This is a genomic window from Streptomyces sp. NPDC050560 (assembly GCF_044457285.1).
Lineage (GTDB): Bacteria > Actinomycetota > Actinomycetes > Streptomycetales > Streptomycetaceae > Streptomyces.
In genome coordinates, this window is the sequence record NZ_JBITGT010000008.1 from 325,761 (window position 1) to 346,604 (window position 20,844).

At 73.5% G+C, this 20,844-nt stretch carries 19 protein-coding genes; 7 read left to right on the forward strand and 12 right to left on the reverse strand.

Annotated features, from left to right (window positions below):
• The first annotated feature begins 143 nt into the window (after positions 1-143).
• Complete coding sequence (locus ACIBIW_RS20745; RefSeq protein ID WP_399338168.1) at positions 144-518, forward strand: STAS domain-containing protein; 375 nt, start codon at positions 144-146, stop codon at positions 516-518.
• 151 nt (positions 519-669) lie between these two features.
• Positions 670-1,188: an EF-hand domain-containing protein gene (locus ACIBIW_RS20750; protein WP_399338170.1), complete on the forward strand. Its 519-nt coding sequence runs from the start codon at positions 670-672 to the stop codon at positions 1,186-1,188.
• Here the strand turns inward: ACIBIW_RS20750 and ACIBIW_RS20755 are convergent.
• From ACIBIW_RS20755 to ACIBIW_RS20775, 5 genes are all read right to left on the reverse strand, one after another.
• Positions 1,172-1,705 carry a hypothetical protein gene (locus ACIBIW_RS20755; protein WP_399338172.1) on the reverse strand — a complete coding sequence of 178 codons (534 nt, stop codon included), beginning with the start codon at positions 1,703-1,705 and terminating at the stop codon, positions 1,172-1,174. The two genes, ACIBIW_RS20750 and ACIBIW_RS20755, sit on opposite strands and share 17 nt — an antisense overlap.
• Before the next feature lie 5 nt (positions 1,706-1,710).
• Positions 1,711-3,420, reverse strand: coding sequence for an alpha/beta hydrolase (locus ACIBIW_RS20760; protein WP_399338174.1), 1,710 nt, complete (start codon positions 3,418-3,420; stop codon positions 1,711-1,713).
• Positions 3,417-3,839 (reverse strand): amino acid ABC transporter permease, encoded by a 423-nt coding sequence (locus tag ACIBIW_RS20765; RefSeq protein ID WP_399338176.1) that lies wholly within the window; start codon positions 3,837-3,839, stop codon positions 3,417-3,419. The genes ACIBIW_RS20760 and ACIBIW_RS20765 overlap by 4 nt, the downstream gene beginning before the upstream one ends.
• Before the next feature lie 204 nt (positions 3,840-4,043).
• Entirely contained in the window at positions 4,044-4,481 is a 438-nt protein-coding gene (locus tag ACIBIW_RS20770) for an ATP-binding protein (RefSeq protein ID WP_399338178.1), read from the reverse strand.
• Positions 4,482-4,915: 434 nt separating this feature from the next.
• The gene (locus tag ACIBIW_RS20775) at positions 4,916-5,926 is read right to left on the reverse strand and encodes a GlxA family transcriptional regulator (RefSeq protein ID WP_399338180.1); all 1,011 of its coding nucleotides are present in this window, start codon (positions 5,924-5,926) and stop codon (positions 4,916-4,918) included.
• 190 nt (positions 5,927-6,116) lie between these two features.
• Between ACIBIW_RS20775 and ACIBIW_RS20780 the strand changes: the two genes are divergently transcribed.
• Entirely contained in the window at positions 6,117-7,358 is a 1,242-nt protein-coding gene (locus tag ACIBIW_RS20780) for an MFS transporter (protein ID WP_399338408.1), read from the forward strand.
• A 51-nt stretch (positions 7,359-7,409) separates the two neighbouring features.
• On the opposite strand, the gene ACIBIW_RS20785 is transcribed toward ACIBIW_RS20780, so the two are convergent.
• Positions 7,410-8,678 (reverse strand): flavin-containing monooxygenase, encoded by a 1,269-nt coding sequence (locus ACIBIW_RS20785; RefSeq protein WP_399338182.1) that lies wholly within the window; start codon positions 8,676-8,678, stop codon positions 7,410-7,412.
• A gap of 169 nt (positions 8,679-8,847) precedes the next feature.
• Between ACIBIW_RS20785 and ACIBIW_RS20790 the strand changes: the two genes are divergently transcribed.
• Both ACIBIW_RS20790 and ACIBIW_RS20795 read left to right on the forward strand, forming a co-directional pair.
• A complete protein-coding gene (locus tag ACIBIW_RS20790) occupies positions 8,848-9,495 on the forward strand; it encodes a GNAT family N-acetyltransferase (RefSeq protein ID WP_399338184.1) in 648 nt (215 codons plus the stop codon).
• Positions 9,496-9,503: 8 nt separating this feature from the next.
• The gene (locus tag ACIBIW_RS20795; RefSeq protein WP_399338186.1) at positions 9,504-10,427 is read left to right on the forward strand and encodes a GNAT family N-acetyltransferase; all 924 of its coding nucleotides are present in this window, start codon (positions 9,504-9,506) and stop codon (positions 10,425-10,427) included.
• Positions 10,428-10,507: 80 nt separating this feature from the next.
• Here the strand turns inward: ACIBIW_RS20795 and ACIBIW_RS20800 are convergent, their stop codons facing one another.
• The 5 genes from ACIBIW_RS20800 to ACIBIW_RS20820 form a co-directional block, all read right to left on the reverse strand.
• Positions 10,508-10,984 carry a nuclear transport factor 2 family protein gene (locus ACIBIW_RS20800; RefSeq protein WP_399338188.1) on the reverse strand — a complete coding sequence of 159 codons (477 nt, stop codon included), beginning with the start codon at positions 10,982-10,984 and terminating at the stop codon, positions 10,508-10,510.
• Between the two features lie 502 nt (positions 10,985-11,486).
• Entirely contained in the window at positions 11,487-12,179 is a 693-nt protein-coding gene (locus ACIBIW_RS20805; RefSeq protein ID WP_399338190.1) for a pyridoxal 5'-phosphate synthase, read from the reverse strand.
• A 59-nt stretch (positions 12,180-12,238) separates the two neighbouring features.
• Positions 12,239-13,693, reverse strand: coding sequence for an amino acid permease (locus tag ACIBIW_RS20810; RefSeq protein ID WP_399338410.1), 1,455 nt, complete (start codon positions 13,691-13,693; stop codon positions 12,239-12,241).
• Between the two features lie 193 nt (positions 13,694-13,886).
• On the reverse strand, positions 13,887-14,843 hold the full coding sequence (locus ACIBIW_RS20815) for a hypothetical protein (RefSeq protein WP_399338192.1): 957 nt from the start codon (positions 14,841-14,843) through the stop codon (positions 13,887-13,889).
• Positions 14,844-15,424: 581 nt separating this feature from the next.
• Positions 15,425-16,072 carry a TetR family transcriptional regulator gene (locus tag ACIBIW_RS20820; protein ID WP_399338194.1) on the reverse strand — a complete coding sequence of 216 codons (648 nt, stop codon included), beginning with the start codon at positions 16,070-16,072 and terminating at the stop codon, positions 15,425-15,427.
• Positions 16,073-16,455: 383 nt separating this feature from the next.
• Between ACIBIW_RS20820 and ACIBIW_RS20825 the strand changes: the two genes are divergently transcribed.
• Positions 16,456-17,433 carry a VOC family protein gene (locus tag ACIBIW_RS20825; RefSeq protein ID WP_399338413.1) on the forward strand — a complete coding sequence of 326 codons (978 nt, stop codon included), beginning with the start codon at positions 16,456-16,458 and terminating at the stop codon, positions 17,431-17,433.
• A 194-nt stretch (positions 17,434-17,627) separates the two neighbouring features.
• A complete protein-coding gene (locus ACIBIW_RS20830) occupies positions 17,628-20,030 on the forward strand; it encodes a PQQ-binding-like beta-propeller repeat protein (protein ID WP_399338196.1) in 2,403 nt (800 codons plus the stop codon).
• A 106-nt stretch (positions 20,031-20,136) separates the two neighbouring features.
• Here the strand turns inward: ACIBIW_RS20830 and ACIBIW_RS20835 are convergent, their stop codons facing one another.
• Positions 20,137-20,808, reverse strand: a complete 672-nt coding sequence (locus ACIBIW_RS20835) for a hypothetical protein (protein ID WP_399338198.1) — start codon at positions 20,806-20,808, stop codon at positions 20,137-20,139.
• Positions 20,809-20,844 lie beyond the last annotated feature (36 nt).

A 20,844-nucleotide genomic window follows, 5' to 3' on the forward strand; every position in this document is an offset into this window, starting at 1 on the left:
GGAGCACCGTTTACGATTCGCATTTCGGCGTTTCACGGGAGCGCGGCCTGGGAAGCTGCCCGCATACGGAAGCGAAGGAGGGGCTTCCGTATGCCCGGGTGGTGTCGCGCCGCGGGTGACGGCCGAGCGGGAGGCAGAAGAGGGTGACCCTCAAGGTGACCGGCGACGAGCAGGGCGGCTGGGCCGTGCTGTGCGTATCGGGGGAGCTTGACCTGCTGACCTCGCCGACGCTGCGCCAGTGCGTCCACGAGGCCGTCGCGGACGGCCGCCACCGGCTCGTGCTCGACCTGTCGGACATGATGTTCTGCGACTCCAGTGGCGTGGGGGTACTGATCGCCACCCGGCGCCTGATGCGCTCCTGCGACGGTTCGCTGCGCGTGGTGCTCCCCGCCCACGGCGCCGAGGACGGCTCGCACGTGAACCGCGTGCTGTCCGCGCTCGGCGTGCGGCGCCTCTTCGACGTCTATCAGGACCTCGCCGCCGCCGTCGACGACACCGCCACCCCGCTGTCCGCCTGACCGCTCCGCGCGCCCCCGGCGCCCCTGTGCGCCCCCGTACCTCCGTGCCCTGGGAGGAAGCCCTACGGCACGGTCACCGCTTCGGCCTGACGACGTACGCTCCCGGTGGACACACGCACCCACCGGACTATGTGAGGCGGCCGGACACACCATGGTCAGTAGCGAGTACGAACGCAGGATCGCCGCCCGGTTCGCCGTCTTCGACCAGGACGGCAACGGCTATATCGACCGTGAGGACTTCAGCCAGGCGGCGAGGTCGCTGCTCGCCGAGTTCGGGGTGACCGCGCGCTCGGACCGCGGCCAGGCGCTGTTCATCGGCGCGGAGGCGTTCTGGCAGGGCATGGCCGGGATCGCGGACCGGGACGGCGACCAGCGCATCACCAGGGACGAGTTCGTCACCGGCGCCGTCAAGCGGCTGCGGGACAACCCGGAGCGGTTCACGGCCATCGCCAGGCCCTTCCTGCGGGCCGTCCTCGCCGTCGCGGACGAGAGCGAGGGCGAGGGCGAGGGCACCACCGTGACGTCCACGGGGCGGGTGCTGCGGGTGCTCGGCATCCCCGCCGACATCGCCGACACGGCCACCGCCGCCCTCGACCCGGACCACGACGGCCGCATCACCGAGGACGATCTCGTGGCGGCGTTCGGGGCGTACTTCACGGTCCGGGAGTAGCCTCCGGCGCCAGGGGGTGCCCGTCTGCGGTGCGCAGCACCCCGGAGACGACGTTGACCAGGATCAGCGGCGGCTGGTCCGGCACGAGCGGCCCCGGCAGGCGCAGTTCGGCGTTGACCGCGAACCTGGCCCGCTCATGGTCGGCGGTCAGCTCGGGATTGCGCGCGGGGCTTCCGGTGGGTCCCCGGTCCGTGATGCGCCAGTGCCGCCGCGGCAGCAGCTCCGCGAGCCGCAGGAAGCCGCGTTCGAGCGCGTCGTCGGGGACGTCGTAGACCGACCACGGGTGCAGTGTGGTGAACAGCCGCTCGGGATCGGCCTCATGGGGCACGATGCCCGGTCCCGGCTCGGTCACCTTGCCCCTCCGGATGCCGATCATGTCCAGGATCTCGCTCGACACGGCCCTGGTCCTGGAGACCGCCTCGGCGGGCGTGAGGACCTCGGGGACGTAGCCGAGCCCGTCCGGCGGCCCGCCGCCCGCCACTCCGCCGGCCTCGGCCCCGGCCCCGTCTTCTGGCATCCCGTTCACCACTCCCTCTTCGCCTGTTTCGGATGGTCCACGACGACCGCCCCCTGGTTCTTGAGGCTCTGGGAGCCGGGGTCCCAGTAGCCGCTGTGGCCGTCCGTGTCGGAGGTCAGGCGGTGGCCGCCGAACTCGCGGTCGCTGGGGACGTGGGGGACGCCGTCCTTGTCGCCGGGGCCGGTGAGGGCGGGGTCGATCCCGCCCCCGTCCGGGACGAAGTCGTTGGAGTTCTTCTCGGCCCAGACGTGGTCGGCGCCCACGCCAAGGTCCTTGGCGTGCGGTGTCGTCATCCCGGGGCTGCCCGCCACCACGACGTCGTCCGCCGGGAGGTGGCCGTGGGTGGCGGCGGAGCCCACGGTGGTCGAGCCGTAGCTGTGGCCGATGACCGTGGTGTGGCTCGCGGACGGCCCTCCCTGGGCCGTCTGTAGGCCGCCCATGAAGTCGTTGAGCTTCCTGCCGCCCTTCTCCGCGTCGCTCGCGGACAGGACGTCCGCGCTCTGCGGCGCGTCGTATCCGAGCCAGGTCACCGTCGACAGGCTGTGCTGGGGGTCCTGGGCGTGCGCCTCCCGCCACAGGTTGCCCATGCGGTTGATGTCGCCTCCCGCGCCCTCCAGACGCGAGGTGAAGCCGGGCACGTAGACCGCCGTGTTCTGCGCGGTGTCGGGGTTGCCGTTGGCGACGATGGCGTGCCCGTTGCCCTTGGTGTCGAAGCCCAGCAGATACGCGCGGGGCATGCCCCGGTCGCCGGTCTCGTCGAACCGCCGCTGGATGCTGTTCATCCCCTTCAACTGCTGCTGTAGGCGCGTGCGCGTGTCGTGCCACTTCTGCCAGGCGGGGTTGATGACCGTGGCCGGGTAGTTGCCGCTGGGGTTTTTCATGTACTTGGTCGGCTCCGCCGAGTCCAGCTTGTTCAGGTCCGTCTGCGCCTGCCCGTGCCGCTCCGCCAGCACCATCCGGTTCGCGTCGTCCCGTGCGTCGCTGGGGATGCCGTTCATCGCCCCGATCACGTCCGGGTACAGCGCCTTGTACTCGGCCCGCTCCTCGGGCGTGAGGCCGTCCCACCACTTCTTGTTGACGGCGGGGGACTTCCCCATCGGGATGTCCTTCTTGCTGAGGAAGTTCTTGGCCGCCTGCCGCGCGAGGCGCATGTCGTGCCCCGCGTCCGCCAGCATCGCGTCGGTCACCTCAAGGCCCTTCGGGGCCTTTATCTGGCCGAGCGCACGGGAGTAGCGGCCGTCGATCTCGTTCGCGTCGCGCAGCGCGGTGGCGATGTCGTCGGCCAGGGCCTCCGCCTTGCCCTTCAGCGGGTTGGGCTCCGTGCCGCGTTTGCCCGTGCTCTTGTCGTCGACGGGATAGGTGATCGATCCGTCGTCGTGCACGGTGAACTTGAGCGCCGCCGCGTCCTGGAGCGCGTTCTTCAGCTTGCGCTGCGGGGCGGCGAGTTCGCCCGCGAGCCCGTTCAGCAGCGTGCGTACCAGGCCGCACTCGGTGTGGATGTACTGGAAGTTGCGGCCGAGCCGGTCGATGCGCTTCACGGCCGCGCCCGCCGCCGCGCCCCGCTGGGTCTTCGTGAGGGAGCCGGACATCTCGGACTCGACGCGGGTCAGCGCGCCGCGCGCGCGGTTGCTGACCTTGCCCCAGCCGTCCGCCGCGTCCTCCAGCTCCGAGCGCTTGAGGTCCCGTAGCTGCTGCCACGTCAACACGGCGGTCACTCGCCTATCTTGTGGTGCGGCAGCCGGACTCCCGCGCTCTGCTTCCCGAGGCCGCCGTCCACCTCGCCCAGCGTCTTCGAGACGCCGAGGAGGGCCGGGTTGAGGTTGCGGCACTCGCCCTGGACGGCGGTCAGCCGCTCGTCCCATGAGGCGAGGACCGTGGTCAGCGAGCCCAGGCTCGCGAGCCCCTGCAACCCGGCCGAGACGCCCTTGTCGGCCGAGTCCAGGTCGGACTTGGCGGTGGTCATGGACCGGCTCAGGTCGGAGGCGGCGCCCGCGGCCCTGGCCCACGGCCCGCGCGAGTGGTTCAGATCGCCCTCGCCGTCGTTCTTCCTCTCCGGTGCGTGGTCGAGCGTCATCCCCGCGGAGCGACGTTCCGCCACGTCAGCCTTGATCTGTTCCCATTCGTTCCATGTCATGCGGATTGACTTCCCCCGGTGTGACGACATCGGATTCAGCCACGGCGGTGTGGGGGAGCCCGGCCGTTGTGCGGCCGGATCGCCCTGAGGGAGGGACGTCGGCGGGTGGCCGATCCGTTCCAGCACCGCAGGGTTTCACGTCATGAACAGAGCAACAACAGGGTGTCGGGGAAGAGCGGGCGGATCGGGGTCACGGCCCGGTCCTCAGCGGAACACCGGTACCGTCAGGGGCTGTTGGAGGCTGGGCGGGGATGTGCGGGTGCGGTTCAGCTCGCACCAGACCCGTTTGCCGTCGTGGTCGGGCTCCCAGCCCCAGCGGTCCGCGAGCCCGTCGACCAGTTCCAGGCCACGGCCGCCGGTCTCGTCGCCCTCCGCGTGCCGGGGCCGGGGCGGGCGTGCGCTGTCGTCCACCACCTCGACGCGCACCATCTCGCCCGACACCAGCAGCCGCAGCACGGAGGGGCGCCTGGTGTGCACCACGGCATTGGTGACCAGCTCGGAGACGATGAGTAAAAGAGTCTCCGCGACCGCCTCCTCCTGATTCACCCCGGCGCGGCTCAGCCGGCCGCGCGTCCACCGCCTGGCCCGGCCCACCTCGGTGGGATCGGGCAGGACATCGAGCTGAACCTGCAACATCTGCACCGCTCACACCATCCGAACCGGCGGACACATCGCCTCACGCCTCTCACGGGTCACGGAATGTGAGACCCACGGGAAACAGCATGGTTGACATTGAGTGACCTCAACAAGCGCTTCGGGCATATTCCCGCGCGAAGGAGTGCACGTGCGTCATACTGTGCGACCCTCCGCAGGGCCCGGTTGACGCCCGATCACGGTGCGCCTTGTCCCATCGGCCTGAAATGCGGGGGCGGTTCGGGCAGTGCGGAGGGGAAGCGTGCCCGTATGAGCACGTTTTACGGATCATCAGATTCAAGCCGTGGCTGATTGCCGACGGTGACGGACCTCTCCGAAAAAGACGTTACACTCCGTGACCGCTTCCGTAAAGCCCCCGCCGGCGCACGGGGCGTGCAGCCTGGTCCCGAGCCGGTGCGGACCCCTCGGCCGGGTGGCTACGGTCACGTCGTGGAGCGGAAGGTGCTGCGGTAGTGCGACGGGGTCACCCCCACCGACGCCTGGAGGTGCTGGCGCATCGACTGGGCCGAGCCGAAGCCCGCGTCCCGCGCCACCTGGTCCACCGAGAGGTCGGTGGTCTCCAGCAGCCGCCGCGCCCGCTCCACCCGCCGCTGGACCAGCCACTGCCCCGGGCTGATCCCGGTCTCGGCACGGAAGCGGCGGGTGAACGTCCGTACCGACATGGCCTCCCTGCGCGCCATGTCGCGGAGCTGGATCGGCTCGTGCAGCCGCTCAAGCGCCCACGCCCTGGCCGCGGACGTCGCCGCGGAGCGCGGCTCGGGCACCGGGCGGTCGACGTACTGCGCCTGCCCGCCCTCCCGGTGCGGCGGCACCACGGTGCGCCTGGCCACCTCGTTGGCCACCGCCGCGCCGTGGTCGCGGCGCACCACGTGCAGGCAGAGGTCGACGCCCGCGGCCACCCCCGCCGAGGTCAGCACGTCGCCGTCGTCCACGAACAGCACGTCGGCGTCCACCCGCACCCGCGGGTAGCAGCGCTGGAAGTGCGCGGCCGACGACCAGTGCGTCGCCGCGGGCCGCCCGTCCAGCACCCCCGCGGCCGCCAGCACGTACGAGCCCGTGCAGATGGACATCAGCCGCGTCCCCGGCCTGATCCTTTCGAACGCCGCCGCCAGTTCGGGGGTGAGCCGGCCCTCCTCGAACATCGGGCCGAGTTCGTACGACGCCGGCACCACCACCGTGTCCGCCGTGGCCAGCGCCTCCGGGCCGTGCTCAAGCAGGATGCTGAAGTCCGCCTGCGACCGGACCCCGCCGGGCGCGCAGACCCCGCAGGTCACGACCTCGTAGAGCCGCCGGCCCGCGGCATCCTTCGCGAGGCCGAAGATGCGGTGCGCGATGCCCAGCTCGAAGGGGATCAGGCCGTCGAGCGCCAGCACCACGACCCGGTGGCGGGCGGGCGCCTGGCCGCTTCCCGCCGGGGAGGATGAGGTGCGCATGGCCCGATCATAATCAATGATGTCCTTCGGGCCACTCGTCGCGGACGCCGCCGCGACGGACGCTTTCCCGGTGACACACAACACGCAGCTCGACACCGCCGAAGGCGCCCCGGGCGGCGGGGCCCCGGCCGACGAGGCGCCCGCGCCCGCCCCGGTCCCGGCTCCGGCCGAGGCCGGGGCCAGGCGCCGGATGCCCCACCGTGCGTGGGCCGTCGCCGCGGTCACCTTCGTCACCATCGTCGGCGCCGCGGCCTTCCGCTCCCTGCCCGGGCTGCTGATCGACCCCCTGCACCAGGAGTTCCACTGGTCGCGCGGGACGATCGGTCTCGCCGTCTCCGTCAACCTCGCGCTCTACGGGCTCACCGCGCCGTTCGCCGCCGCCCTCATGGACCGCTTCGGCATCCGCCGGATCGTCGCCGCCGCGCTCGTGGTGATCTCGCTCGGCTCGGGCCTCACCGTGTGGATGAACGCCGCCTGGCAACTCGTGCTCTGCTGGGGGCTGCTGGTCGGCCTGGGCACCGGCTCGATGGCGCTCGCCTTCGCGGCCACCGTCACCAACCGCTGGTTCACCGCGCGCCGCGGCCTGGTCACCGGCATCCTGACCGCGGCTAGCGCCTCGGGCCAACTGATCTTCCTGCCGGTGCTCTCCTGGCTGGTGGAGCACCACGGCTGGCGGCCCGCGGCCGTCACCGTCACGCTCGCCTCCTTCGCGGTGGTGCCGTTCGTCTGGCTGCTGCTGCGCGACCACCCCGCCGACGTGGGCCTGCGCCCGTACGGCGCCCCGGCGTTCGTGCCCAAGCCGCCGCCGCTGCCGGGCGCGGGCAGGCGCGCGCTCGCGGTGCTGGCCTCCGCGGTGCGCACCGGTCCTTTCTGGCTGCTCGCGGGCAGCTTCGCGATCTGCGGCGCGTCCACCAACGGGCTCGTACAGACCCACTTCGTGCCCGCCGCGCACGACCACGGCATGCCGGTGACCACGGCCGCCTCGCTGCTCGCCGTGATCGGCCTGTTCGACGTGGCGGGGACGATCGCCTCCGGCTGGTTCACGGACCGCTTCGACGCGCGGCGGCTGCTCGCGCTCTACTACGCCTTCCGCGGCATCTCGCTGCTGTTCCTGCCGGTACTGCTGGGGCCCGCGGTGCATCCGCCGATGCTGTTCTTCATCATCTTCTACGGGCTCGACTGGGTGGCGACCGTGCCGCCCACGCTGGCCCTGTGCCGCGAGCACTATGGGGAGGACAGCGCCATCGTCTTCGGCTGGGTCCTCGCCTCGCACCAGGTCGGCGCCGCGCTCGTCGCCTACCTCGGGGGCGCCGCCAGGGACACCTTCGGGTCGTACGACGTCGTCTGGTACGGCGCGGGCGCGCTGTGCGCCGCGGCGGCGCTGATGGCCCTGGTCATCAGGCGCGGGAGGAGCGCCCCCGCGCCCGCGTGAGGGACGAGCCCCCCGGCGCCGCCGACCGTCCCGGCGCGCCGGGGAAGGGGTTCAGTGGGCCGCTGCCCGGGCGATGGAGCGGGCTATTCGTTTTGCCTCGCGGCCCGTTTCGCGCAGGGCGCCCGAGACCGGGTTCGTGAAGCCGGTGAAGAAGAGGCCGGGCGCGGTCTTCGGGGCCCGGCCGCCGCGTACTGCGGGGCGGCCCTGGGCGTCGAGGACGCCGAGGTGGCCGACCAGCGGCTCCAGCGCGCGCCGGTAGCCGGTGGCGGCGACGACCACGTCCGGCTGGAGCCGGGTGCCGTCCGCGAGGACCACCGAGGCGCCCTCGAAGGACTCCACCGCGGCGACCGGCTCCACCCGCCCGGTGCGTACGGCCTTCACGATGCCGGTGTCGATGACCGGGATCGCGCCCTGCCTCGCCCGGGTGAACAGGCCCTGGCGCGGCCTCGGCAGCCCGTGCGCGGCGAGGTCGGGCACGCTGACCGCGGCGGCCAGGCGCGCCAGCCGGTTGGCGACCGGGCGTGGCAGCCTGCGGCAGAGGATCGCGCTGCGCTGCACCGGCCAGCCGAGCGTGGAGCGGCGCACGATGTGCGGCGGGGTGCGCACCGCGAGCCGCACCCGCCCTGCCCCGCCCTCCGCGAGGTCGGCCGCGATCTCGGCGCCGCTGTTGCCCACGCCCACCACCAGCACGTCCCGGCCGCGGTGCGGCTGCGGGGTCCGGTAGTCGCGGGAGTGCAGCAGCTCGCCGGTGAAGCCGTCGCCGCCCGGCCAGTCGGGCAGCCGGGGCGTGTGGTTGTAGCCGGTGGCCACCACCACGGCGCTGCCGAGGAGTTCACGGCCGCCGGTGGCGTGCAGCAGCCAGCCCGAGTCGTCGGCGCAGCGCTCGATGCGGGAGACCGCGACGCCGGTCACGATCTCAAGGCCGAGGTGTTCCGCGTACTTCTCCAGGTAGCGCACCATCTGCTCGCGTGGCACCCAGCGGCCGAAGGAGCGGGGTATCCGCAGCCCTGGCAGGGACGAGAGGCGCCGGGTGGTGTGCAGCCGCAGTCGCGCGTAGTGCCCGCGCCAGGACGCCCCGACGGCGGGGGACTTCTCCAGGACGACCGTCCGCACGCCCCTGCTGCGCAGCGCGTGCGCCGCCGCGAGGCCCGCGGGCCCGCCGCCGACCACGTACACCGGGCGGTCCTGCGGGGGGCGTGGGGGATCGGGGCGCGGGGCGGACTCGGCGTCGGACGCCGCTTCCCGCGGCGGTCCTTCCTGGGTGCCGGCGGGGCCGCCACTGCGGTCCGCTCCGGCTGTTCGGGTCGATGTGGGGGCCATGGGCGCGAGCCTAGTGAGCCCCTTGGGTGATGGGTATCGACGTAGATCGGAATCGGTTCCAATTTGATCACAGTGCGTTGTGATCTGTGGGGGTTGTGGCTTTTCTTCCCTGGTCGGAGGGCGATTTGTGTTCCAAAGTGATTGTCCGGACGGGTGTTTCAATGAAGAAATGAGCGACATAGACGTGACCGTCGTCAGTGTCCCGCCCGCCGCCGAGATCTCGGGCCGTGGGCTGCTGTTGCGCCCCTGGCGCGCGGACTCCCGCGCGGACGCCGAGACCTGGATGCGCGGCCACCAGGACCCCGACTTCCAGCGCTGGAACACCCCGCTGCGCGCCATCCGCACGGTGGACGACGCCAGGGCCTCGCTGCGCTCGCGGGTGCGGGACGTGCTGCGGGGCGCCGCGGTCGCGTTCTGCGTCAGCGACGGGGCCACCGGTACGGCGCTCGGGCACATCGGGCTCAACAACATCGACCCGGTGGTGCGTTCCGCCCGGGTCGGCTATTGGGTGCTGCCCGAGGCGCGCGGCGGCGGGGTCGCACGGCGCGCCCTCGCGCTGCTCAGCGACTGGAGCTTCACGGACGTCGGCCTGTTCCGGGTGGAACTCGGGCACGCGCTCGGGCACGACGCGTCGTGCCGTATCGCCGAGCGCTGCGGCTACGCGCTCGAAGGCACGCTGCGCGGCGCCATGTTCGAGACGGGGCGCCGCGACGCGTTCCGCGACTGCCATCTGCACGCGCGGATCGCCACCGATCCGGCGCCAGAACCGCCTACGGGCGGGGAATTCGGTGGCGCCGCCGGGTCCCGCGGTCGATAGTCGGGCCCATGACTGCCGACCGGGCCCCGTCGGGGGCGCATCCGAAGCCGTCCGGTGTCTCCGGGGCCGCCGGGGGCTGGCGGCTGATCGCCGACGTGCACGAGTTCCTGGCCGGGGCGGGGGAGTTCCTCCGCTCGGACCCGGCCACTCACACCCTGCTGCTGACGGTCACCGACGTCGTACTGCGCTCCGGGCCCGACGCCTTCGGCGGGGCGCCCGCGCACTTCGGGGTGTTGAGCGAGGGCGGGGCCGTGGTGGGCGCCTTCGCCCGTACGCCCCCGTTCGGGGTGCTGCTGAGCGCGCTGCCCGCGGGCGGCGCCGCCCGGCTCGCCGCCGTACTCGCCGAGACGCACCCGGACGCCGCGGGGTGCACAGGCGACGCGGACACCGCCGTCGCGTTCGCGCGGGCATGGCACCGGCGCACCGGCACCCCCACGAGGGTCGAGGCCCGCGAGCGCCTGTACCGGCTCGGCGCCCTCACCCCGCCGAAGCCCGCGCCGCCGGGACGGGCGCGGACGGCCACCGAGGCGGATCGCGACCTGCTGGGCCGCTGGTACACGGAGTTCGGCGAGGCCGTCGGGCGCGGCGCCGGGCGCCCGGCGCTCGACTGGGCGGACGACCGCATCGCGTACGGCGGCGTACTGCTGTGGGAACTGGACGACGGAACCCCGGTCGCGATGGCGGGCGCGTCCCGGCTGATCGCGGGCCAGGTGCGGGTCGCCCCCGTCTACACGCCGAAGCCGCTGCGCGGCCGGGGCTACGCGGGCGCCGCCACCGCCGAACTCAGCGCCAGGCTGGCCGCGTCGCCCGCCGAGGAGGTCCTCCTCTTCGCCGACCTGTCCAACCCCACGAGCAACGCCCTCTACCAGCGCCTCGGCTACCGGTCGGTGCGGGACTTCACGGTGGTCGCGTTCGGAGCGGACGACGGCTGACCCCGCGCGGCGCGGCACCCGGCACGGCGCGGCACCCGGCACGGCGCGGCACCCGGCGCGGGTCGGGCCCGGCGGGGGCGTCACCGCCCGGCGTCCGCCTCCCCCGGCCCCGCCTGCGCCGCGGGCGCCGCTTGCGCGGCGGGCACGCCGGGGGCGCGGGCCACGCCCAGCGCGTCCGTGTAGTCCCGTGCGTGGGTGATCAGCCCCTCGTGGACGCGCAGCGTGAGCAGCCCGGGGGCGGCGAACTGTTCGCCCGTGTCGGCGTCGGTGCCGGTCACCCGCTGCTCCACGATGATGACCTCGGGGTCGTCACTGCGGTGCACGGCGATCTCCTCGACGGTCTCGGGCCGTGCGGAAGAGGCGGCCCACGCCGCCGCGCACCCGGCCCTGACTTCCTCGCGCCCCTCGTAGCGCGCGGGCGTCCCGGGAAAGACGAAGGGAAACTCATGGACGGCGTCCACGGCGTAGAGACCGGCGAGATCGTCCGCGGACTTGTCGAGCACCGCCTGCCGGTAGCGCCCCAGCACGTCGAGCGGGCCCGGTACGGACGTGGTCATGATGACCCCCCTGTTCTCCCGCGGCCCGCTCGGGCCGCGCGGCCGAGCCCCCACCCTCTCACCCGCACGGGCACCGGAGCCCGCCGCCCACGGCGCCGTCGGGACCGGCCGGAACACCACACGGAGGACATGTGACAACGGCGGACACGGACGCCAGGCACGGTTCGCGCGCGCGGGCGAGCGGATCGAGACGTACGACGGCGGGCGCCCCGGGCGCGACGCGTCCATCGGGCGCGGCGCCGCCCGCCCCGCGGCCGAGATCCGCGCCCGCCTGGACGACGGCCTCACCGACGTGGAGACCTCCTGGGCCGCGCTCGCGCCCGGCGACTGGGAGCTGCCCTGCTCCTTCCGCGACTCCCCGACTCCCCGCTGCGCGCGACGCGGTTCGCCTGGTGGCGCGAGACCGGTGTGCGCCACGCCGACCTGGGCGCCGACTACACGCCCGCGGACTGGGGCGGCGCGCTTCCCGGACTCGGCCCCCGGCCGTGACGGACGCCTCCCCTCAGGGCCACAGCAGCTCCCGCCGCCACCCCTGCCCCTCGCGCGCGTAGCGCAGCCGTACATGCGCGCGGTGCGCGTCGCCCTGGAAGAACTCGGCCTCGCGCGGGTCGAGCGCGTAGCCGCGCCAGGTGGGCGCGGGCGCCGTCGGGTCGTCCTCGGCCTGCCCGAAGGCGGCCGTGAGGGCCCCGGTCAGCGCGTCGCGGGAGGGCAGCGGCTCGCTCTGGCGCGCCACCAGGGCCGCGGCGAGCGCGCCGGGGGAGCGGGCGTGCAGGTCGTCCTGCGCCTCCTGGGCGGGCAGCGGTACGACGGGCCCGCGCACCCGGACCTGGCGGGCCTGCCGGCGCCAGTAGAAGCAGAGCGCGGCGGCCGGGTGCTCCTGGAGCTGGCGCCCCTTGCGGCTGGTGGTGTGGGTGGCGAAGTGGAAGCCGCGCTCGTCGGCGCCGTGCAGCATGACGACGCGGGCGTCGGCGGTGCCCGCGGCGTCGGAGGTCGCCAGCGTCATGGTGTGCGGCTCGGGCTCGCCCGCCCGCGCGGCCGCGGCCAGCCACCGGGTGAACAGGGGCAGCGGGGCCTCGGGCGCGGTGTCCGGGTCGAAGCCGGGCAGTTCGGGTACGTCCCAGACGCGCAGGGAGCGCAGCAGCGCGCCGAGGTCGGGCGTGTCGTCGGCGGGGCCGCCGGTGGGTTCGTCGCTCATGGGGCAAGTGAAGCCGCCGCCGGGCCGCGGTGTGCCGCGACCCGGCGGCGCGGCACGCCCTAAATGAGGTCCATGGCCGCCACCTCGTCCGGGCTTCCGTAGCTGACCGGGCCCTGGAAGCGCCGTCTGGCGGTGGCGAACCACCACACGGTGGCGACCAGCAGCACCGCGCCGAGCGCGAGCGGCGCGTAGTTGAACGAGCCGGCGCTGATCGGGGACGCCTGCGGCAGCATGAACAGGACGCTGCTGAACACGATCCACAGCACCGCGACCGTCGCCACCACCCGGCTCCAGCGGCCCAACTGCCAGGGCCCCGGCTGGAACTCGGCGCCCAGCCGCAGCCGCAGGAAGATCGGGACCGCGTAGGCGAGGAAGAGCCCGACGACGTTCACACTGACCACGGCGGTGAAGGCGGTGTGCGACCACCAGCCGGGGATGACCAGCACCAGCGCGCACACCGCGGCCAGCCAGACGGCGTTGACCGGGGTACGGGTGCGCGAGGAGACCGTGTGCCACCAGTGCGAGCCGGGCATGGCGCCGTCCCGGGAGAACGCGAAGATCTGCCGGGCGTTGCTCGTCATGTTGGCGAGGCCGCAGAAGAGCATGCAGCCGATGACGATCAGCAGGAGCAGCTTGGCCGTGGTGCCGCCGAGGCCGTCCACCAGGATCTGCACCGGGGGCGCCGCGGCCGCCGCCTCTGCCGCGTAGTCCCTGATGGCGAAGACCAGCGCCAGCATGAGGACGAGCCCGGTGAGCGCCGAGTAGCCGATGGCGCGCATGATGCCGCGCGGGGCGTTGACGGTCGCCTGGACGGTCTCCTCCGACATGTGGAAGCTGCCGTCGAAGCCGGTGAACGTCCAACTGGTGACGAGCAGTCCGAGCATGCCCGCGTACACCCCGTTCTGGAAGCCGGTGTTGTTCGCGAACGAGGTGAGCGTGGACACCGGCTGGTGCCCGTCGGGCATGACGACCAGGCAGACCACGATGACCACCATGCCGATGAGCAGCCACCACACGGAGATCCGGTTGAGCAGCGCGACCAGTTGCACCGTGTAGGTGTTGGCGAGTGCCTGGAGCAGCAGGATCGCCCCGGTGATGAGGACGGTGTGCTGCAAGGGCGCGTCATAGGACGGCCACTGCATCGAGACGAATGCCTGGATGAACGTGGCGGCGGCGAAGCCGGTGGCCGCCGTGCCCCCCACCTGGCCCACGAAATTCAGCCACCCCGTGTACCAGGACCATGCGCCCTTGTGCCGTTTGGCCAGCTTGCCTGCGGAGAAGTAGAGCGCGCCACTGGTCGGGTAGGCGGAGGCGATTTCGGCCATCGAGGCGCCGACGAACAGCACCATCACGGAGACGCCGATCCAGCCGAAGACGAGTATCCGGGGGCCGCCCGCGTTCATTCCGAATCCGAAAGACGAGAAAATTCCGGAGATTATGTTGATGATGGTGAAGGAAATGGCGAAGTTGTCGAACGCCTTGAAGCGACGGGTGAGTTTGCGGGGATAGCCCATCGCGTGGAGCGTGGCGTCGTCGTCGAGCGGTCCTGGCGGCCCGGGTGGCGCCGCCGTCGGCCTGGTGCCCGTCCGGCTCGCCGAGCCGGTACGACCAAGGGGTGCGGAGTCGGACACGGTCAACCTTCCTTGTGGGGAGCGGGGGGGGGCCGGGTCGGGGCCCCCGGGGTCTGTGCGGACGGCGCCCGGTGGCTCAGGGGCTGCCGGGCACCGGGAGTCCGCAGGCGCGTCTCGCCCTGCTCAACTGCTCGCCCGGGTCGCCGAACACGCTCCAGGGCATCCGGCTCGCGTACGGGCCCATGGCGACGAGAACGGCGCGGGCCTCGAAGCCGCAGCCCGCCATCATCAGGGCGTGCGCGAGGTAGGCGAGGTCGAGTACGGGGGTGAAGCGGTAGCCCGGTACCTCGGGCAGCCAGTTCTGGTAGACGCCGAGCGCGGTGGTGCGCCACTGCGGCTGCTCCCAGATCCGCTCGGCGAGCAGCGCGCTCGGCTTGTAGCCCTCCACGAGCGTCACGAGCGGCAGCAGCCGCAGCGGCGAGGACGCGGGCGCGCGCTGGGCGAGGAACGCGGCGACGTCCCAGGCGGCGTTGGCCGAGCCGCCGTACCGGGTGAAGAAGAAGGCGAGCAGCCGGTGGTGGGCCTCCCGGTGCCAGGGGTCGAGGCGCAGGATGTGGCCGAACAGCGCCCAGGGCCCGGTCGGCGCCGTGAGCAGCCCCTGCGGGGCGGGGTCGCGGGGCCGCAGCAGCCGGGCGAGGGTGAGCCTGACCACCGGCGGGGTGGGGTCCTCGGGCGCCACGGCGGCGGCACGGTCGCACGCCGTGAGCGCTATCCGGACGAGTTCGCCGGCCCGGGCGTCGCGGGTGTCCGCGGCGTGCAGCGCACGGGAGGCGGCGACCCGCGCCCACAGCAGCGCGGCCTCGGGGCCCGGCTGTTCGTCGAGCCAGCGTTCGGCCAGGTCGGAGTCGGCGGCCACCGAGCCGAGGACCAGGGAGCGGTGGGCGCGCAGCCCGTAGTCGGTGCGGGAGTCGGTCAGGACCTCGCGTGCGCTGAAGTACCGACCCGCCTTGACGTCCACGCAGGCACGCGCGAGCGCACGGTCGTCGGCCGCGGGATGCCACACGTACTGTCCTTCGAATAAGCCAGCGGCCATGGTCTCCTGCCGATTTCACCCCGTGCTGACCGCACCCGATCGCTTGGGACCGTTTCTGTCTCGTTCTGACTCTCCGCGCGGCGGTTTTCCGTATACGTCATGCCGATTTACGGACACCCACGTCCGCCGTGCCGGAATTCCCCGGCTGTTTGGCAGGCCACACCCTACCCAGTGCCCCCGTGAATCAAAACGTGCCCCCCGGGCACCGGCATTCGTCCCCTCGGGCCGCGCCTCGAACGGTGGTGCGGCCACACGGATTTCCCCGGACAGGGGGTGCGTAGCGGACGGAACTCGCGGCGGCATATTCCGCGGGCCTATCCAAGAATTACGGAAGTGTGAACGAGCGGCGGTGCGAGAAGCGGAATGCGGGACGCGCGTGCGGATTGTGGTGAGTTCGCGCACGAGTTGTGGCCACCGTATGGACGTACGGGCGTATGGGCGTACGGGTCGGTGCGGCGGGCGCGGGCGGGGACGGTGCCGGAAACGCGGCAGCGGCGGGCGCGGAGCGTGCCGCGCCCGCCGCTGGGCAGACAGGAGTGGGGCAGGGCCCGGGGCCGCGAGCGGCCGGGAACGGGCCGCGCTTACCGGGTGGGCTTCCTGCCGGTCACCCCCAGGTGTACCAACAGGGCGAGGTTCGGGCGCAGTTCGGACTGCTTGACGCCCCAGGTCTGAAAGCCCTTCTGGTGCGAGGCCACCGCGGACAGCATCGTCACCAGCGAGCCCGCCATCGCCGCCGGGCTCACGTCCTTGTCGAGACGGCCCTTGGCCTTGAGGTCCTTGACGCTCTCCACCAGCGAGTTGTGGACCGCGCTGAGGATCTTCATCCGAATCCGGTAGAAGCGCTTGTCGCCCTCGGCGGCGCCCAGGTCGATCACGCGCAGGATCGCCTCGTTCCTGCGCCAGAAATCGATAAAGCCGTCCACCAGGTCCTGGGCCGTCTGCCAGCCCGCCTTGCCCGCCCAGGAGCGGCCCCTGATCAGGTCGGCCAATCCGGCGCCCTCCGCGGTCATGTGGTCCGCGATCTCCAGGACCGCGCCCTCCACGTCGGGGAAATACTGGTAGAAGGTCGCGGGTGAAGTGCCCGCGCGGCGGGCCACATCGATGACTTTGACATCCCGGTAGGGCGAGGAGCCGAGCATCTCGCCCAGGCACTCCAGCAGTTTCTGACGTGTCGCCTGACCTCGTCGCCCGGCAACGCGGCCGTCGACGGTACGCACTTGTCCTGTCATGTGCGCCAGCTTACCGACGGGTGATCGGCGCGCGATTCGGCCGACTGCAAATGGGCTTACCGCCCATGTCAGCGGGGGTTCGCGCCGGGGCGTCCTGGTGAATAGGCGCGGTGGAATTCGGCGCCGTAATGGCCCGCGGGGCGCGGGCGCCGCCGCCCGGCCGCAGCACCCCGGGGTGCCGCCAGGGCGCCCTGCGGTTAGCTTGGCCGAAGGCGTACGAACACCGGCAGAGCAGGCGAAGAGAGCGAAAAGCACGAAGCGTGCGCGACGGCCGAGGCGAGCGGGCTGCGGCCGTACGCGTGCGCGGGTCGCGACGGTCGGCGAAGGAGCGCGGTGGCGTGAACAGCGAGGTCAGCGGGGTCGGCGGGGGCAGCCAGGACCGGGTGGTCTCCTATCCGGAGGGCACGCCCTGCTGGGCCGACGCGGCCCTGCCCGACCTGCGGGCCGGGCAGCGGTTCTACGGGGAGCTGTTCGGCTGGACCTTCAGGGAGGCGGGAGCCGCCGACGGCGCGGCGGGCGCCGAGGGCGCGGCGGACGCGGGGGGCGGCGGCCGTACGGGCGTGTTCGCGCAGAGCGAGGGCAAGCTGGCCGCCGCCCTGCTGCACAAGCGGGACGGGCGGCTGCCCACCGTGTGGACCGTGTACTTCGCCACCCCCGACGCCGCCGCCCTGGCCGCCAGGATCAGGGCGCACGGCGGCACCGTCATCAGCCCGCCGGGGCCCGTGCCCCCGTACGGCACCGCCGCCCTCGCGGCCGACCCCGAGGGCGCGGTCTTCGGGCTCTGGCAGGCCGCGACCAGGCCGGGCTTCGAGAAGATCGGCGAGCCGGGCGCCTACTGCTGGACCGAGGTGTACTCGCGGGACAAGGCCGTGGTCGACCCGTTCTACGAGTCGGTCTTCGGCTTCGGCGGGCATGACCTGGACTCCTGGGAGCCGGGACTCGCCGGGTTCCGCACCTGGTCGCCCGCGGGGGCGGAGCCGGGGCCCGAGACCGCGATCGGCGGCCGCACCCTCGCCGTCGACGCCTGTCCGCAACTGATGCCCGCCCGCTTCCTCGTCTACTTCACCGTCGAGGACTGCGACGCCAGCGCCGAGACGGCGGCCAGGCTCGGCGGCCGGGTCAAGGCGGCGCCCTTCGACATCCCCTACGGCCGCATCGCGGTGCTCCACGACGACCAGGGCACCGAGTTCGCGGTGCTCCAGGACCGGAGCGCGGCGTCCGGCGCGAACGCCGAGGAGGCCGCAGGGGCCGGGGAGACCGCGGGGGCCGCGGTCGCAGGGGAGGGCGCGCGGGGCGCACGGCGCGGCGGGGACGGCGGCGACGAGGCTTCGGCGCGGGGGGACGCGGCCGTCGCCGAGTAGAGGGAATTGCTGCGCTATGTCCCCGAATGGTTCTTCTATCCTCTCTGTTGGCTGACACCCCGATCCGGCCCCGGGTTCGCCACCGCCGCCCCGGGCGTGAAGAATCGGGGTGTGTGCCGCGACGGCGGTTCTGTGGTGAGACGCTGCGCGGGGCGCCGGGAGACACGCGGCCCGTACGGGGAGGTGGCAGGCAAGTGGTGGATCAGCTGACGCAGCACGATCCGCGGCGCATCGGGCCTTTCGAGGTGCTCGGCAGGCTCGGGGCGGGGGGTATGGGTCTCGTCTACCTCGCGCGTTCCGCCTCGGGGAGGCGGGTCGCGATCAAGACGGTGCGCACCGAGCTTGCCGAGGACCAGCTCTTCCGGGTGCGCTTCACCCGGGAGGTCGAGGCGGCCCGCGCGGTGTCCGGCTTCTACACGGCGGCCGTCGTCGACGCGGACCCGCGGGCGGCCGTGCCGTGGCTGGCCACGGCGTATGTGCCCGCGCCCTCGCTCGAAGAGATAGTGAACGAGAACGGGCCGCTGCCCGCCCAGGCGGTGCGCTGGCTCGCCGCGGGCGTCGCGGAGGCCCTCCAGTCGATCCACGGCGCGGGACTCGTCCACCGCGACCTGAAGCCGTCCAACGTGCTCGTCGTCGAGGACGGGCCGCGCGTGATCGACTTCGGTATCGCGAGCGGGGTGTCCAACACCCGGCTGACCATGACCAACGTCGCGGTCGGCACCCCCGCCTACATGTCACCCGAACAGGCGAAGGACTCGCGCAGCGTCACCGGTGCGAGCGATGTGTTCTCGCTCGGCTCCACCCTGGTCTTCGCCGCCACGGGCCACGCCCCCTTCCACGGCGCCAACCCGGTGGAGACGGTGTTCATGCTGCTGCGCGACGGCCCCGACCTGCGCGGGCTGCCCGAGGAACTGCGCGGCCTCATCGAGTCCTGCATGCAGTCGGGGGCGACCGGGAGACCCAGCCCCGCGGACCTCCAGGCCCAGCTCGGCCCCCATCTCTTCGCCGCGGGCGGCGACGACAGCGGCACCGCGTCGGCGTGGCTTCCCGAGCGCGCCGTCGCCCTGATCGAGGCGCGCCGCGACGGCCGCCCCCAGGTCAAGACGCCGCCCCCGCCGCCCAACGGCGGCCCGCCCGTGGGCCCGCCCCCGGTGGCGGCCCCCGACGTGGCGCCCCCGGGGCCCCACCACGTACCGCCGCCCCCGCGGCACGCCCCCGGCAGACACGCGCCGCCGCCGATGCCGGTCCCCGACGGCGGTATCGGCGTGGGCGACCCGGACGGCGGCCCGGTACGGCTCGCGGGCGCCAAGGTGCCGATCGGTCCGGGACCGCGGGTGGCCGACGCGCGCGCCGCGGGAGCCGGTGCCGCGCACACCGCGGGGCTCGCCGAGTCCTGGTCGCGGGGGCGCGCGGGGCTCGCCGCGCCCGCGCTGCCCGCGCAGCCGCCGCCCGCGCCCGACGCGGCGCCCACCGGCTGGCGGCCGTGGCGCTTCCGTATGTCCAACGACGTCTGGGGCACCCCGGTCGTCGCGGGCGACCTGGTGTACGTCACCTCGTTCGAGGTGCACGCGCTCGACGTGTCCACCGGGCGGCGCAAGTTCAAGACGCGGGACGTGGCCTGGTCGATGGCGGTCGCCGACGGCCGCATCCACGCCTCCGACGGGCCCGTGCTGTACGCGCTGGACGCCCGGGCGGGCGCCGAGCTGTGGCGGCAGCCGTCGGACGGCTGGACGTACTCCCTGAAGGTGGACCGCGGCACCGTGGTCACCGGCACCCGCGGCGGCGGCGTCCAGGCGTGGGAGGCGTCGAGCGGGCAGCAACTGTGGGAGACCGGCGGCGCCCAGACCGACTTCGAGACCCCGGAGGCCGGGCCCGCCGTCCACGACGGCACCGTCTACGTCTGGCGGAACGCCCGGCTGTGCGCCCTGGAGGCGCGTACCGGCGCCGAGCGCTGGTCGTACCCGATCGGCGACGCGGCGTCCTGCGGCGGCGTCCCGGTGCGGCTGACGCAGGCCCCCGACGGCTTCGTCTACGTCTGCGCGGGCACCAGGGCGCTGGCCATCGAGGCCACCTCGGGGCAGGTCCGCTGGCACTTCGAGGCCCCGGCGGTGTTCCTCTCGCCGCCCGCTTTCGCGCCGGGCCCCGCGGTGACCGGCGGCGGTGTCTACCTCGCGGACTACCTCGGCACGGTGTACGCGCTCGACGCCACCGACGGCCGCGACCGCTGGCGCATCGCCACCGAGGCCCGCAAGTCCCTGGAGCCCGTCCTGGTCGCGGGCGGCCATGTGCACGTCGGAAGCGGCAAGGGCCTGTACACCCTGGACGCGGTGACCGGCACCCCGAAGTGGCGCTTCCAGGCGGGCGGCGACGTCGTGGGCGCCCCCGTCGTCGCGGAAGGACGTATCCACTTCGGCTCCACCGACCACCTGCTGTACGCCCTCAAGTCCGACGACGGCAGGCTCCGCTGGAAGCTCGCCACCGGCGGCGAGATCACCGGTACCCCGCTGGTGGACTCCGGGGTGGTGTACGCGTGCAGCAAGGACCGCTGTGTGTACGCGCTGGACGCGGAGAAGGGCACCGCCACGGCACGCGGCTGAACCCCGGGCGCCCGGCGCCCGGGGGCCGCCCCGCAGAGGCCGCCCCCTGCCGGACGGGGCCGCGTCGCCCCGTACTCGCGCGGGCGGCTGCCGCGACGGCGGGCGGCTACTGCGACGGCCGCCGGTGCCACGCGGGCGGGTCGGACTCGCCGTGCCCGCCGGGGCGCTCCATCGTCGGCAGCGTCGCGGTGTCGGAGTTGCCGGTGCTCCCCGTGTTCTCGGTGCCCCCGGTGCGGTACGGGTCGGGGAGCCGGCCGGGGGCGCCCGCGCGCGGCCCGGGGCCGAACTCCGGGGGTCCGAACGAGCCGTAGTCGCCCTCGGACTCCTCCGCGCCCGCCGCGGTGCTGCGCACCCGCGCCGGGCCGCCGCCGCTCATCACCACCGCCGCGAGCAGCAGCGCTATCCCGCCGCCCAGTGCGAACGCGGTACCGATGTCGACGGCGGTGCCGTCGCCGTTCACCGTCAGCGAGTCACGCACCTGCGCCTCCCTGACCAGCCACAGCACCGTGAACCCCACGACCGCGACTCCCGCCACCGCGACCGGCCAGCGCAGCCGCAGCGCGATACCGGCCAGGGTCACCAGCGCGGCGGCCGCGAACGGCAGCAGCAGGGACAGGTACAGCTCGGGCCGCTCGGCCGTGATACCGCCGCCGCCGAACAGGTCGGCCACCCGGTAGTGGCGGCCCTCGCGGTCGCCGTACCAGTCCCGGTAGGGGCTGTAGACCGCCGACGCCGCTCCGGCGAGCGCGAGCAGCGACCCGAGCACATTCCGGACCATGACGCCCTCCTCCACAGGATCTTGGGACACCGGGGC

Bases quoted from the DNA above. Each gene is read 5' to 3' on its own strand.
- ACIBIW_RS20790 (WP_399338184.1), top strand. From the start codon at position 8,848: ATGAGCGACATAGACGTGACCGTCGTCAGTGTCCCGCCCGCCGCCGAG.
- ACIBIW_RS20800 (WP_399338188.1), bottom strand. From the start codon at position 10,984: ATGACCACGTCCGTACCGGGCCCGCTCGACGTGCTGGGGCGCTACCGG.
- ACIBIW_RS20785 (WP_399338182.1), bottom strand. From the start codon at position 8,678: ATGGCCCCCACATCGACCCGAACAGCCGGAGCGGACCGCAGTGGCGGC.
- ACIBIW_RS20810 (WP_399338410.1), bottom strand. From the start codon at position 13,693: ATGGGCTATCCCCGCAAACTCACCCGTCGCTTCAAGGCGTTCGACAAC.
- ACIBIW_RS20835 (WP_399338198.1), bottom strand. From the start codon at position 20,808: ATGGTCCGGAATGTGCTCGGGTCGCTGCTCGCGCTCGCCGGAGCGGCG.
- ACIBIW_RS20750 (WP_399338170.1), top strand. From the start codon at position 670: ATGGTCAGTAGCGAGTACGAACGCAGGATCGCCGCCCGGTTCGCCGTC.
- ACIBIW_RS20815 (WP_399338192.1), bottom strand. From the start codon at position 14,843: ATGGCCGCTGGCTTATTCGAAGGACAGTACGTGTGGCATCCCGCGGCC.
- ACIBIW_RS20765 (WP_399338176.1), bottom strand. From the start codon at position 3,839: ATGACATGGAACGAATGGGAACAGATCAAGGCTGACGTGGCGGAACGT.
- ACIBIW_RS20755 (WP_399338172.1), bottom strand. From the start codon at position 1,705: ATGCCAGAAGACGGGGCCGGGGCCGAGGCCGGCGGAGTGGCGGGCGGC.
- ACIBIW_RS20805 (WP_399338190.1), bottom strand. From the start codon at position 12,179: ATGAGCGACGAACCCACCGGCGGCCCCGCCGACGACACGCCCGACCTC.
- ACIBIW_RS20820 (WP_399338194.1), bottom strand. From the start codon at position 16,072: ATGACAGGACAAGTGCGTACCGTCGACGGCCGCGTTGCCGGGCGACGA.
- ACIBIW_RS20775 (WP_399338180.1), bottom strand. From the start codon at position 5,926: ATGCGCACCTCATCCTCCCCGGCGGGAAGCGGCCAGGCGCCCGCCCGC.
- ACIBIW_RS20780 (WP_399338408.1), top strand. From the start codon at position 6,117: ATGCCCCACCGTGCGTGGGCCGTCGCCGCGGTCACCTTCGTCACCATC.
- ACIBIW_RS20795 (WP_399338186.1), top strand. From the start codon at position 9,504: ATGACTGCCGACCGGGCCCCGTCGGGGGCGCATCCGAAGCCGTCCGGT.